We start from the raw sequence: 13,895 nt of genomic DNA on the forward strand, positions 1-13,895 counted from the left end.
GTGGTATTAATTATTGTAGGTCGATCTTACTAAATTGCTCAAGAAGGCCCTTAAATTGCTCAAGATGGCATCAAAATTGCTCAAGAAGACCCTGAAATTGCTCAAGATGGCATCAAAATTGCTCAAGAAGGCCCTTAAATTGCTCAAGATGGCATCAAAATTGCTCAAGATCGCATCAAAATTACTCAGGCACAAAACAAAAACGCTCAACCTCCCCCAAAAATTGCTCGATCACCCCTAAAAAGAAGGGTTTCAGGAACCAGAAACCGAAATAATGAGGTGTAAGTCAATCAAAAATGACATCAATTGAGGAGGCTGACATGAAAGATTGTCCATTTTGTAATCCAGGAAAAGATCCTGAACAAAATATTGTCTTTGAGAACGAGCATTGTTATTTTTTGCTTCATCCTAAGCATCAGGAAGTTCTACAAGGAGCGGGTGTCATCGTTCCGAAAGTCCATCAGAAAGACGCATTTGCACTCACCAAAGAAGAATGGGAGGCTACGAACGATCTACTTCAGAAGGCGAAACTATACATAGACGAAAAGTATCGACCAGACGGGTATACGTTAGGTTGGAATGTCGGTGAAGTTTCCAATCAAACCATCCTCCATGCCCATTTCCATATCATTCCCCGCTATGAAGATGAACCGCATGCTGGTAAAGGATTGCGTTATTGGCTGAAACAACGCGAAAACAAACGTCCCATAGAGAGTAGGTAAATCATGCGTACAAAAGAAAAGCTGGACGAATACAACGAATTATCTGAGATGCCTTTTTCGGGTTGGGACTTTTCTTTCCTTTCAGATACAGGGAGGGTCAGTTCAGAACCCTTGCCATGGAGCTATGGAAGTACCGTATTACCTTACATAAGAAAAGCTGAATGTATGCTGGATATGGGGACCGGTGGCGGAGAACTGCTATCCAAGCTGCAGCCACTGCCTGAAATGACTTATGCCACAGAAGGGTATCCACCTAATTTTCCGATTGCAAAAGGGCGATTGAATCCGATTGGGGTTGAAGTGTTTGAAGTGGGGGAAGGCGATCAGCTCCCATTTGAGGATCAACAGTTTGACTTGATCATCAACAAACATGAATCGTATTCTGTAGACGAGGTTGATCGTGTCTTGAAACCAGGAGGCACTTTCATCACTCAGCAGGTCGGTGGCAAAGACAATAGCAAGTTGAACGAGCTTTTAGGAGAGAACCCTGATTTCGGTTATGGATACTGGTGCCTTGACTATGCGAAGGAGGAACTTATAAAAGCGGGTTTTATGGTTGAAAGAGCAGAGGAAGCGCAACCTTATTCTCGTTTTTACGATATTGGGGCAATCCTTTATTATTTGAAAGCAGCCCCGTGGCAGGTTCCGAACTTCACCATCGAGTCTCATTTATGGAAGCTGGCTGACATTGAAACAACAATTGAAAAAGAAAACTATATTGAAACGCTTGAACACCGCTTCATCATAATAAGTGAAAAAGGAACTACCCCAAAAGTGTCTGAGATTCACCGTCCTTAACAACATTCTGGTTGTGTTGGAGTGAATCTGACACTTTTCTTTTGGGGGCAGTCCCTTTTCAAATCAATTATTTACAGCATGTTGTGAGAATCCGATTGATTCCAGTGCCTTTTGAAGATTGCTGAACGTAGATATATCTTTGAAGTCGATTCCTAAAGATACAACCGTCTGCGTCAATTCCGCACGCATACCCGTGATGATCGAATCGACACCTAGTAGTTTAAGAGCATTGACGACCCGGAACATGTTGTTTGCTACCATTGTATCAATGATGACGATCCCTGACAGGTCGATGATCAAGTGGCGCAATTTCAGCCGGCTGCTTTCTTCCAAAGCTTTTTCAAGAATATACTGAGAGCGATCTTCATCAAGCTCACCAATAATCGGCAAAACCGCAATTCCATCAGATACCGGAACGATCGGCATTTGGAGTTCCTGTACTTTCGCATGCGCTTTCGAAAGCGTTTTGTAATGGTTCTCAAGATGGGCGAGACTGAAGCAGTAGATACAACGATCAATCAACGGATCGATGATGGCGCATGCATCAATGACATCATCAATGGTTAAAACGTCAGTTTCCGCAGCTTGTTTTTTGATTGTATGTAGAATCGCTTTGCGGAAAAAGCGCAATCCATCAAGGGATTCTTCTAATGGTATTCCTTCATTTACTCCTAATTGTCCAGCTTTTTTGCCCCATTCTGTTATAAGGTTGAAATAAACTTCCTCGTCACTGAATAATGACTCCCCCAAATATGTAATGAAGGTTGCAGCAAATTCCTGTGATTCCTCTTGCGTCATTGAGACCAATTTTCTGGCCATCATTTTTTCGACAAGTTCAGGTTCCTCTTCCATCCGTAATGCAGTAGATTCTTTCAATATATCTAACCGATTTTCAATTATATTTTCACCGATCAACTTTACATTTCCACTCATATTTCGTATCCCCCAGTAATTGTAAAAAATCTACATTGTCCCTTTATTATACATTAAAACGGATATTAAAAATACAATTATGAGACATCCTGTTGGAATCATAGAATGGAAGAACTGGACTTGAAGGGTGGAGGGACTGATGAAGGATATCGATTGGCAGATGATTGCATTCGTGACAATATCTCTTTTGCACTACCATTGGGTATATGCCAGACTCCCGAAGCTCTATTATTATGATGCAAGCTTTCCGAAACAGAGAGAAGTGGAAAAGGAGGAATGAAGGATTCCTCTAACGATATGTAGAAAGACGTATGGACCAGTATTTTGAAAAAAGGAGATTTGGATATGAGATTCTCAGATTATAAGTATGTAAGACCCGATATGGAAAGGTTTGAGAAAGGTTTCTTTTCGTTGTTGGAAAAATTCGAACAAGCTGGAAGTTTCCAAGAACAGTCGAAGCAACTGGACAATATCGTCGAAATGCGAAATGAATTCGAGTCGATGATGAATATTTGTCATGTGCGCCATACGATCGATACGAACGATGAGTTTTACAAAGAGGAGCATGATTTTTTTGATGATAATTCTCCAGTTTATGAAGGATACATATCAAAATTTTATAAAAAGCTTGTGGGCTCCAAGTTCCGCAATCAATTAGAAAACGAATGGGGCCCACAGCTGTTCAAGATTGCAGAGTTGACGCTGAAGACCTTCTCAGATGAAATCGTGGACGATTTGAAAAAGGAAAACAAATTGGCATCGGAGTATTCGAAGTTGATTGCATCAGCAAAAATCGAGTTTGAAGGCGAAGAGCGGACGTTGGCGCAAATGAGTCCGTTTGTCCAATCGAAGGACAGGGAATTGCGGAAGCGTGCAAGTAAAGCCCGATATGGATTTTTTGTAGAAAATGAAAAGAAGATAGATGATATTTATGACCAACTCGTTAAAGTCAGAACAGAAATCGCAAAGAAACTAGGATATGAAAACTTCGTGGAGCTAGGGTATGATCGATTGACTCGTACTGATTACACGGCAAAAGAAGTGAGTGTTTTCCGAAATCAGGTGAAAGAACATATCGTCCCGATCACTCAGAAATTATTTGAACGGCAAAAGAAGCGTATCGGTCTCGATCATCTCGCATACTATGACCTTCCGTTCAGTTTCAAATCAGGTAATCCGACACCGAAAGGGAATCCTGAGTGGATCATCGAGAACGGAAAAAAGATGTATGCCGAGCTTTCGCCTGAAACGGATGAGTTCTTTACATTCATGAACGAGAATGAATTGATGGATCTCGTAAGCAAACGAGGAAAACGTTCTGGAGGCTACTGCACGTATATCAGCCAGTATAAAGCTCCATTCATCTTTTCCAATTTCGTAGGAACTTCTCATGACATCGATGTGTTGACCCATGAAGCGGGACACGCCTTCCAGGTCTATTCCAGCCGCCATCTTTCCGTTCCTGAATATAGCTTTCCTACCTATGAAGCTGCAGAGATCCATTCGATGAGCATGGAGTTTTTCACCTGGCCATGGATGGAGTTGTTTTTTGAAGAGGATACGGAAAAATACAAATTCAGTCATTTGAGCGGAGCTTTGACGTTCATTCCATACGGAGTAGCAGTTGATGAATTCCAGCATTATGTGTATGAACATCCTGAAGCAAGACCTGAGGAACGTAAATCAGCCTGGAGGGAAATTGAGCGTAACTATCTGCCTCACCGAGATTATTCCGAGAATGACTTTTTGGAGCGGGGCGGTTTTTGGCATCAACAAGGACATATCTTCCGAACACCGTTTTATTATATCGACTATACCCTCGCTCAGATTTGTGCGTTGCAGTTTTGGAGAAAAGCGAATGAAGACAAAGAGCAAGCGTGGGCGGAGTACCTTCATCTATGCAAACAAGGTGGAAGCAGATCATTCACAGAACTCGTTGAAATCGCAAACCTTCAAGCGCCTTTCGAACGAACGTGTGTTGAATCGGTTGTGTCAGACATTGAGCAGTGGCTTGATTCTGTCGATGACCAAGCACTATAATGATGTAGGATTGCATTGATTCAGAACGGTTACCCTAATGAACAGTGACGACACCAATGAATGAGATTTTATAGGAGGAATGATTCAATGAGTATTCATATCGGGGCCAAAGAAGGCGAAATTGCAGAAACGATTCTGTTGCCAGGAGATCCGCTCAGAGCGAAGTACATTGCAGAAACTTTCCTGGAAGACGTGACGTGTTATAACGAAGTTCGTGGAATGCTGGGCTTCACGGGAACTTATAAAGGAAAGCGTATTTCAGTACAGGGGACTGGAATGGGTGTACCTTCGATTTCAATCTACGCGCATGAGTTGATTGAAAGTTACGGCGTGAAAAATCTGATCCGTGTCGGGACGTGCGGCGCATATCAAAAGGATGTGAAAGTCCGCGACGTGATCATTGCGATGTCTGCATCTACAGATTCTTCATCCAATCAGCATCGTTTCGGAATCGATTTTGCCCCGACTGCGAACTTTGATCTTCTCCACCGTGCCTATGGAAACGCAGTGGAACGAGATCTTGAAGTTAAAGTCGGTAATGTATTCACAAGTGACACTTTCTATAACGACACGCTGGATCTTGCGAAAAAATTAGCCGATCATCAAGTACTTGCTGTAGAAATGGAGACATCTGCCCTTTACACACTGGCAAACAAATTCGGTGTCAATGCCCTGTCTATCCTCACAGTAAGCGACCACGTCTTTACAGGTGCAACCACCTCTTCTGACGAGCGCCAAAAGACGTTCAATGAAATGATTGAAGTTGCGTTAGACACGACCGTGGAAAATCAATAATTTAAAAATGGAAAGCATCCGTGAGAGATCGGGTGCTTTTCTCTTTAAAAAAGCTCTTTTCTCAAAGGTTGTTGCTTTTGGGTCATTTGTAAAGAACCACCTTCTTCTGCAAGTTGATGGGAGAGCAAGGTGCGAGACTCCTGCGCGGAAAGCGAGCACCTGGAGCGGAAATCAACGACTTTTAAAGAAAACTTGGCGAGGCCAAGCCTTTTGAAGGTCGAGCCTTAGTTGACCTTATACTGAAGAAAGTATTTTATGCTTTGTTTAAGTGCAAGAGCAACAAAGTTTGCGAAAACAGCGTTAAAAAAAGAGGAAACATCACATTTATCACGAATAAAATAAAGTGAGTAATCACTCATTATTTAAAATAAAGAGGTGAAAAAATGAACGATTCAACAGTGATTGAAGTGAAGGGATTGACGAAAGCGTTCGGGAAAACAGTTGTCATAAAGGAAACGTCATTACGTGTTGAAAGTGGAGAGATTTTCGGAATGTTAGGGCCATCCGGAGCAGGGAAGACGACTCTTGTCAAAATGATTGCGGGTATTGAAAAACCAACGAGTGGAGAGTTTTCCTTGTTCAACGAAAAAATGCCTTCCCACAAGCTGATCAGACAGATCGGCTATATGGCTCAGTCAGATGGACTCTATCATGATCTTACCGGAAATGAAAATCTCAAGTTCTTTTCAGCGATGTATGGTATGAAAGGCAAGAAACAAAAGGAGCGAATTATCGAAGTGCTTAAGCTGGTTGATCTTACAGAACATAAACAGAAGCTTGTCCGTAATTATTCAGGTGGAATGAAACGCAGACTTTCTTTGGCAGTCGCTTTGCTTCATGAACCGAAACTGATCGTGTTGGATGAACCGACCGTCGGTATCGATCCGGTCCTTAGGCAATCGATTTGGGATGAGTTTTATAAGCTGAAGGAAAAGGGGATGACGATCCTAGTGACTACACATGTAATGGATGAAGCTGAAAAGTGCGACCGTCTGGCGATGATGCGGGATGGTTCCCTCATTGCAGTCGGTAAACCGGAAACATTAAAAGAAGAAACCGAATCTGAATCAATCGAGGAAGCTTTCTTACATTACGGAGGTGGAAGACATGAGGGTTAGAGCGCTGACAATCCGGATCATCAAGCAGTTTTTACATGATAAAAGAACGTTGGCGATGATGCTGGTTGCACCATTACTGATTTTGACGATCATTTCTCTGGTGTTCAATGGTGAGGAAGTTGTCCCTGCGATCGGAGTTGAACAAGTTCCGGAACCGATTATTAATTTGATGGAAAAGCAGGATTTTACGATTGAAGAAATGAATGAAGAGGAAGCAAAACAAAAATTCGAAGATGGCAGTCTAGATGCGTGGATCACAATCGAGAATCAACAACCCAGAATCATACTTGAAGGAAGTGATCCTGGCAAAAACCAAATGGCACTTTCACTCATGCAGCGTTCCATGCAGCCGCAAAATCAAGTGATGGAACCAGATGTGGAATACTACTACGGTTCTGATGAAATGACGAGCTTTGATAATTTCGGACCAGTTCTGATCGGGTTTTTTGCGTTCTTTTTCGTTTTCTTGCTGTCAGGGGTTTCATTTCTACGAGAACGTACAGGTGGAACATTGGAACGATTGATGGCAAGTCCAGTGAAAAAATCAGAGGTGGTCATCGGCTATCTGCTAGGATTCGGATTTTTCACACTTATCCAATCGACGCTGATCGTTTTCTATTCCATCTATGTCCTTGATCTGCTCATGATCGGCGATTTCATTTGGGTGTTAGCGGTCACTTTGTTATGTGCTTTCACGGCATTATCACTTGGAACATTGCTGTCAGCTTTTGCGCAAAATGAATTGCAGATGATCCAATTCATTCCGATCGTCATTGTGCCGCAGGTTTTCTTTTCAGGACTGTTCGATCTAGAAGCGATTTCGGATTGGGTGAGCTGGATCGGTCCAATCACTCCACTTTACTATGCGGCAGATGCATTAAGGGATGTTATGATCAGAGGACTGGGATACGAAGAGATAGCAATGGACCTGGCTGTCTTGTTTGGATTTTCCTTATTCTTTTCAATAGCGAATATCTTCGCTTTACGGAAATATAGAAGCTTTTAAATTGACTATCTTTCAAAGGAGTAACGAGTATGGACATGAACAATTGGGCGGATGATTTTTTTAACCTGATGGACGAAGGGAAGATGACAGAAAAACAGAAGAAGATTTTGCTGGCTTCGATCGAGGTGTTTGCTGAAAAAGGCTATGCTGCATCTTCTACTTCAGAAATCGCTAAAAAAGCTGGTGTTGCAGAGGGGACGATCTTCCGTCATTATAAAACGAAAAAAGATCTGCTGATGTCGATCGTAGCTCCGGTGATGGCAAAATTCATAGCGCCTTTACTCATAAAAGACTTTCAAAAGGTTTTCAAACAGAACTTCCAATCCTACGAGGAATTTGTTAGAGCTTTATTATTGAATCGTTTGGCGTTCATCAAGGATCATTTATCAGTTGTGAAGATCTTGCTGCAAGAAATCCCGTTTCATCCTGAATTGAGGCAGCATTTCAGTGAAACGATCATGGAACAAGTGGTATCGAGGATTGAATCTGTCATCATTCCTTTTCAAGAAAAAGGGGAGGTCATCGATTTACCGCCTAAGTCGATCATCCGGTTTACAGCCTCCTCAATCATCGGCCTTTTGTTCGGCAAGTTCATCTTATTTCCAGAAAGTGAATGGGATGAAGAACAGGCGATAGAAGAGACGATCCAAATGATTTTACACGGTGTGGAGAAAAAGGGAGAATAACACATACTGATAAGAGGTATGTAGAAGGGTAGAGGTGAAAGAAATGAATAAAAAGGTCATCGTCCTGTACATTCTATCTGTACTTTCTTATCTATTGATGTTGGGTGTGAATACGTTTGCCAACACCCTGCCCTTAAACGGTCAGACGACGGGGGAGATCTCTGACCGTTTCAATGTGTTGTTCACGCCTGCAGGGTATGTGTTTTCCATTTGGTCAGTCATTTATATTTTACTGGCAATATGGCTCGTGTATCTACTGTTTCCAAAAAGTGTGAACCACAATGTTTTTCAGAAAACAGGATTATGGTTTGTCATCAGTTCGTTGTTGAATACTAGCTGGGTCGTACTCTGGCATTATGAATATTTCACTTGGACATTTGCTGTCATGGCGGGGCTTTTACTTTCGCTGGTTATTCTTTATTCACTCATACAGCGTTCGTCTGGAAGAAGATTGATGGATCGCCTGCCTTTCTCGGTATACCTTGGTTGGGTATCTGTCGCCACAATAGCCAACGCAAGTATCGTTCTTGATTATAATAACTGGAGCAGGTGGGGATTATCTGATGCAACATGGACGGTCATCATGCTAGCTGTAGGTGCATTGATTGCACTGATCTTTTCTCTCAGGAATGAGGACATCGTCTATCCGCTTGTTTTTGTATGGGCTTATGTTGGAATTGCGATCGAGCAGGTGGATGTTCCACTTGTCAAAAATACAGCCCTGGCTTTGGGGATCCTGTTGGGAAGTTTCGTTTTGTTCCATTTAAAGAAAGTATAAATACTTTCTTCGGTAACTAAGGGTCAGCCTGTGCTAAGGCTTGGCTTTGCCAAGTTTTTTTACACCTTATCATTCGATACAAACGTCAATAGTCAGAAGATTCCAAATCATGCATTGACTCATTTTCTCATGTGCGTGTAATATGGAAGGTAAGAAACCAGGGACGGAGGGGGCCGTATGACCGTCATTCATACAGAAAAACGTCCGGGAATCACACCTTATGATGAAAACGATTTTGATTTTACTGACGTGCTGTCCAGCTATCGGATCGATCTCAGGAATCCACGAAATGAGATGCCAGATCGTTTTTTCAATGCGAATGTAGTAAAAGATTGGTCGAAGTTGACATGGAAAGAGATCGGAAAACCTTATGAAGTAAAGAAAATGTCTAGCGAGCGTACGGATTGGGAAAAAGAACACAAGCAGGCGATGCCTGTAAAAACGTCGTGGGAATATTTCAACCGGTCATTTCATGAATGGTTTGTGAAAGATGTTCCGAGAGAACGAAATGAAGTAACGGAAAACCTGAAAAATCATTTGAAACAATTCAAACTCAATGAAGTACACCAAGGAATCGGACACATAGTACGTTTGTCCCTTTGGAATTACGCACACAGAATTGAAGACGGCATTTGGGATCCTCGCGGAAAAAGGGCTTTATTCGAGGGACTTGATGTCGATAAACCGAACATTCTATTCCTCGGGGCAGCTGAGGGATATGAAGCGATGCAACTGCAAGCGATGTACCCGGGCGGTCAAGTGGTCATGGTCGATTATGATGATTATTGCAAGACGAATCGCTTTGCTGAGTTCCCTGATACATACCCTTTCTTAGGAGAAAACCCTGAGACCGGAAGCCCACGGGTATGGTATAAACATCAAATGAATATCGAGTATGTGGTGGAGGATATCCGGAACCTCAAATACGGAAAAGAATTCGATATCGTCATCAGTGTTGGATTATTAGAGCACGTACCCGATGCCTATAAAGAAGAAATTCTTGATTTCCATCGCCGTTTTTTGAAACCTGGTGGATATGTGATCATGACTACACCACGCAATCAGTGGAAATCACGTATGTACTATCATGTCATGTCCGATGTGATGAACCATACGTACCGTGAATTGATGGACATCCGGCAAATGGGATTATACCTCTATCAGTCAGGATTTGATATCTTAAGACATGGTTATATGAAGGTCCATAATGGAATCGTTGCAAAAACAAGATAAAAGAGACTGGATAAGGTTTTTAATTGATGATTCCGTGATCAACAATCTCCACATTGACTTTTGCTTCCATTTTGATTTTAGGGTATTCTTTTTTCCAGTCTAATTTTTTCCATACTTCAGGGTGAAATGCCATCAATTCAAGACCGACACCGAATGGATCACTGTTCGCTTCCTTCAATTTTTCTAATACTTTGTTGGCATCTTTCGTCATAAGGGTTGAAAGCTTTTTGTTCAAATGATCGATATGTTTCTTCGACATCAAATCGTCGTGAGGATACTCAATGACATTAACTGCCATGTATACATTGAAGGCTGCAGTAATACTACTGTCAGCCAATGGGGTCACAGTCATTTTTGATTTGTTTTTCTTTATATGGAAGCTAAGGTAATTTTCGATTTCTTGTTCAGATTCGTCACTCACTTTTTGAACATATCTGGCTATTTTCCTCTTTTTATTATGGAGGAGAAGCAATAGCTTTGATTCATCAGCATTCAGATGACCCGTCATTTTGTCGTCATCAAAAAGAGCTACACCTTTAAGACTTATTTCTTGTTTCTCTTCATCAAATCCAATATAGGGGACATAAGGGTCTTTTCCTTCATTAAAAAATACCGGACATACAGTTTGGACATCAACTCGAGGGACAACTGTATGATCTTCTCCGCTGATGATCATTTCTTCTACGAATTCTCCAATCAATGTATTTCCTTTGCGATACATTTCCAGGATTTTTCCTGCTTCCCCTTCGGTCACCGCAAGTTTAGAGTTCAACGAGCTCCTTGGATCACGGTAAAAAACATCCAAAAAGGGATAGAGACCTTGTTCGGCAATCTCAGTGCTATACATGAACACTCGATTCTTAGATGGATTGAAGGTGTTTGAAAGTTCATGGTCGATATTGATCCGGGTCTTACGTAAATTCACTCCTGTTGCTTGGACAACTTCATTTTGTGGTACACCACCACCAGTTTCACCACCTGCCATAAATCCCCGTATAGCCGATGTCGCTTTGATCTTATCATCATCAGTTAGATCAAAAGCGGTCGCATATACAAGGCGGGCGTCTTTGATCATTTGTTGATCCCAGCATCCGGTAAGGAGTAGTAAGATCATTACCCAACTTAATAAATACCTCTTCATCTTCTTGTTCTCCTTTTCCTCATTAGATTTTGGAATATGGAAAGTAGCAGTAAAACCATTGGTATCACAATTATGAAAACATAACTTGAATATTCGACGACTTTACTGAAGGAAGCGATTTGTAAATCTGTTTGTGGAATAAGAGCCCCTACAAATGCAACCGGAAAAATGAAATATAGCATTTTACTATGTGTTTGTTGTTTGAACAAGTGCTGTAATCCTATTGCAGAAAATAATGCATAACTCATCAGGGAAGTCCCCACGACAACGATCCATATCGCGATAAACAGTAAGTCGATCCGTTCCACAACTTGAAAGGTGATGGCCTTCAACATATATAAAACGGGTTGTGGAACTAATTTGATTTCTATTGGTGAAAAGACGACAAAACTGACAAGGACAAGATAAAGGTATAAAAGTGAAGTAACCCCGCTTGCGATACTGACGGATTTAAGGATTTCACGATCATTTGCTTGCGCATATGGGAACAATAAGAGCAGCATTTCAAAACCGAGCATTGAAATCAATACGGCATGAGCACCTTTCAGTATATTCATCATTCCTGCTGCACCGACCGGAAGTAAATAACGGTATTCCATAACCCCAGGGAAAGCTACAAGCGTTAACATAAACAATAACGGGATAAAGACAGTGACAAACATATAAAATCTTGCAATGACTCGTATGCGATCCTTCACTAAAAACCAGCAGGTGATTATCATCAAAAGTAGTACGATCCACCTAGGGGTTGATTGGAGTACCCAAAGTTTAATAATATTCTCATATAAAATCAGAATAAGTGTCACCACGAGGATTCCATACAGTACATAGATGAATACAATAAGCTTCCCTATGACTTTTCCTGCAACTAGTTCTGATATCCCGAAAATGGTCTGATCAGGAAACCGACGCCCCAATAGCCATATCAAGAAAATCAGGAATTGGACAACGACCCCTGCAATAATGACGGAAATCCAACCATCACTGCCAGCCACCTGTTGCACTGAAAATGGCAGACTTAATACACCGACCCCAATTTGAGTAAGTAGGATCATGAAGATCAGTTGATATTTCGTAATGGAGTCTGGTTTATTCTTCATCCTGTTTCCATCTCCTAGAATACCATTCCTGACGATAATGCTGTGGACGGGCGTCATGCGGTCTGGTGTCCAGCATCCATATTGGCAGCCTTATGACCGTATCCTTGATGTCTTTAAGGTGGAACGGAGCAAACGGAGCAAAATAAGGGTGCCCGAATGGTTCCATCCGACATAAGTGAATCAAAAGAACCATCAGTCCGAAAACAATTCCCACCACCCCTAATAAAGCAGCTAAGATCATCAGTGGGAAACCTAGCAGTCGTAAAGTTGTCGTCATTTCATTCGATGGAACGACGAACGATGCAATTCCAGTAAGCGCGACAACGATCAACATCACATTCGAGATCAAATTGGCTTGAACGACCGCGGTTCCGATGACGAGACCACCGACAATACCGATCGTCTGGGAAATCGGACTAGGTAATCGCACAGCAGCTTCCCGTAATAATTCCAGCGTCAATTGCATGATGAAAGCTTCAATTAAAGGAGGAAATGGAATGAATTCTAACGAACTTTTTACAGAGAAAATCAATTCAATCGGAATGACTTCCATATTGAAAGAAACGAGCGCGATGTAAACTGCCGGGAGTCCGATCGCAATCAGGAAACTGGCAAGTCGCAAAGCTCTTAAAAATGTCCCGACAATCCATCTGGCATTGTAATCATCTGGAGATTGATAGAAACTGAAGAATGTTACAGGTAAAATGAGTACAGTAGGACTGCCTTCCATCAATATGGCGACCCTGCCCTCCATGATGTTTCCTGTAGCCCTGTCTGGACGCTCCGTGTTCAATGTTTGCGGAAATGGAGACCACGGGTAATCCTCAATGAACTCCTCGATATAACCAGGTGTTTGAATCGAATCTGTTTTGATATAGCTGATTCTTTCTTTTACTTTTTCAACAAGCTTTGGATCAGCTAAATCTTTTAAATACATGATTGCAAGGGTAGTATTCGTAGCTTTTCCCAAAACCATATATTCGACCTTCAGATTGGGATTTTCGATTCTTTTCCTTAATAAATAGATATTGGTCTCCAGGCTTTCAATGAAACCTTCGTGCGTCCCACGGATGACATATTCATTCGTCGGTTCTTGAATACTTCGAAATTCCGTTTTATAAACACTGATTACATACATTTGCGGCTCTTTTTCAGACAAGATCACAGTGTTTCCTTTAACAAGCGCTCGTTCTGCATCAGTTAAATCATTTGTTTCATCAACTTTAACTGCCGTAACGATATCGGGAATATATCCTTCCTTATTTTCAAGCATAGGCTTCATGACCAGTTCATTGATTTTTTCTTTATTCACCAGTGAGGAAATGAACAGAATCGTATATTTTTGATTGTTGAATGTAATCGTACGTGATCCGAAGTCACCAGAGTCAAAGAACGCATTTTTCAAGTACTCGATATTATGATCTTTGTCTTCAGACATGATTTTCTCTTTTATATTCAATTCCGTTTCATAGGACTGCATTTCTTTTCTACTATTGTTCTTTCCGATATACTTCCGAGTCCGTTTCCGTCTCACTATGACCACTC

The 13,895-nt window shown here is 41.6% G+C and carries 15 protein-coding genes; 11 read left to right on the plus strand and 4 right to left on the minus strand.

Annotated elements, in window-relative coordinates:
* The first annotated feature begins 55 nt into the window (after positions 1-55).
* The 3 genes from N8M93_RS12580 (at position 56) to N8M93_RS12590 (ending at position 1,520) form a co-directional block, all read left to right on the plus strand.
* Positions 56-241: a hypothetical protein gene (locus N8M93_RS12580; RefSeq protein WP_261132334.1), complete on the plus strand. Its 186-nt coding sequence runs from the start codon at positions 56-58 to the stop codon at positions 239-241.
* Between the two features lie 79 nt (positions 242-320).
* Complete coding sequence (locus N8M93_RS12585; protein WP_261132337.1) at positions 321-722, plus strand: HIT family protein; 402 nt, start codon at positions 321-323, stop codon at positions 720-722.
* Positions 723-725: 3 nt separating this feature from the next.
* On the plus strand, positions 726-1,520 hold the full coding sequence (locus N8M93_RS12590) for a class I SAM-dependent methyltransferase (RefSeq protein WP_261132339.1): 795 nt from the start codon (positions 726-728) through the stop codon (positions 1,518-1,520).
* 63 nt (positions 1,521-1,583) lie between these two features.
* On the opposite strand, the gene N8M93_RS12595 is transcribed toward N8M93_RS12590, so the two are convergent.
* Entirely contained in the window at positions 1,584-2,453 is an 870-nt protein-coding gene (locus N8M93_RS12595) for an STAS domain-containing protein (protein ID WP_261132341.1), read from the minus strand.
* A 139-nt stretch (positions 2,454-2,592) separates the two neighbouring features.
* Between N8M93_RS12595 and N8M93_RS12600 the strand changes: the two genes are divergently transcribed.
* The 8 genes from N8M93_RS12600 to N8M93_RS12635 all read left to right on the plus strand — a co-directional run bounded on the left by N8M93_RS12600 (position 2,593) and on the right by N8M93_RS12635 (position 10,109).
* Positions 2,593-2,733: a hypothetical protein gene (locus tag N8M93_RS12600; RefSeq protein WP_261132343.1), complete on the plus strand. Its 141-nt coding sequence runs from the start codon at positions 2,593-2,595 to the stop codon at positions 2,731-2,733.
* A 65-nt stretch (positions 2,734-2,798) separates the two neighbouring features.
* Positions 2,799-4,493, plus strand: a complete 1,695-nt coding sequence (locus N8M93_RS12605) for a M3 family oligoendopeptidase (RefSeq protein WP_261132345.1) — start codon at positions 2,799-2,801, stop codon at positions 4,491-4,493.
* Positions 4,494-4,580: 87 nt separating this feature from the next.
* Positions 4,581-5,288 (plus strand): purine-nucleoside phosphorylase, encoded by a 708-nt coding sequence (deoD, locus tag N8M93_RS12610; protein WP_261132347.1) that lies wholly within the window; start codon positions 4,581-4,583, stop codon positions 5,286-5,288.
* A 383-nt stretch (positions 5,289-5,671) separates the two neighbouring features.
* Positions 5,672-6,406, plus strand: coding sequence for an ABC transporter ATP-binding protein (locus tag N8M93_RS12615; protein ID WP_261132349.1), 735 nt, complete (start codon positions 5,672-5,674; stop codon positions 6,404-6,406).
* A complete protein-coding gene (locus tag N8M93_RS12620) occupies positions 6,396-7,412 on the plus strand; it encodes an ABC transporter permease (protein WP_261132351.1) in 1,017 nt (338 codons plus the stop codon). The genes N8M93_RS12615 and N8M93_RS12620 overlap by 11 nt, the downstream gene beginning before the upstream one ends.
* 29 nt (positions 7,413-7,441) lie before the next feature.
* Positions 7,442-8,098 carry a TetR/AcrR family transcriptional regulator gene (locus tag N8M93_RS12625; protein ID WP_261132353.1) on the plus strand — a complete coding sequence of 219 codons (657 nt, stop codon included), beginning with the start codon at positions 7,442-7,444 and terminating at the stop codon, positions 8,096-8,098.
* A 43-nt stretch (positions 8,099-8,141) separates the two neighbouring features.
* Entirely contained in the window at positions 8,142-8,876 is a 735-nt protein-coding gene (locus tag N8M93_RS12630) for a TspO/MBR family protein (RefSeq protein ID WP_261132692.1), read from the plus strand.
* A gap of 177 nt (positions 8,877-9,053) precedes the next feature.
* Positions 9,054-10,109: a bifunctional 2-polyprenyl-6-hydroxyphenol methylase/3-demethylubiquinol 3-O-methyltransferase UbiG gene (locus N8M93_RS12635; protein ID WP_261132354.1), complete on the plus strand. Its 1,056-nt coding sequence runs from the start codon at positions 9,054-9,056 to the stop codon at positions 10,107-10,109.
* A 19-nt stretch (positions 10,110-10,128) separates the two neighbouring features.
* Here the strand turns inward: N8M93_RS12635 and N8M93_RS12640 are convergent, their stop codons facing one another.
* The 3 genes from N8M93_RS12640 to N8M93_RS12650 are packed head-to-tail and all read right to left on the minus strand — an operon-like array spanning position 10,129 to position 13,884.
* Complete coding sequence (locus N8M93_RS12640) at positions 10,129-11,250, minus strand: Ger(x)C family spore germination protein (protein WP_261132356.1); 1,122 nt, start codon at positions 11,248-11,250, stop codon at positions 10,129-10,131.
* Positions 11,247-12,350 carry a spore germination protein gene (locus N8M93_RS12645; RefSeq protein WP_261132359.1) on the minus strand — a complete coding sequence of 368 codons (1,104 nt, stop codon included), beginning with the start codon at positions 12,348-12,350 and terminating at the stop codon, positions 11,247-11,249. Before N8M93_RS12645 ends, N8M93_RS12640 begins: the two co-directional genes overlap by 4 nt.
* Positions 12,340-13,884 (minus strand): spore germination protein, encoded by a 1,545-nt coding sequence (locus N8M93_RS12650; protein WP_261132361.1) that lies wholly within the window; start codon positions 13,882-13,884, stop codon positions 12,340-12,342. The genes N8M93_RS12645 and N8M93_RS12650 overlap by 11 nt, the downstream gene beginning before the upstream one ends.
* Between the last annotated feature and the right edge of the window lie 11 nt (positions 13,885-13,895).

The organism is Bacillus sp. Marseille-Q3570 (assembly GCF_946151055.1).
Taxonomy (GTDB): Bacteria; Bacillota; Bacilli; order Bacillales; family Fictibacillaceae; genus Pseudalkalibacillus.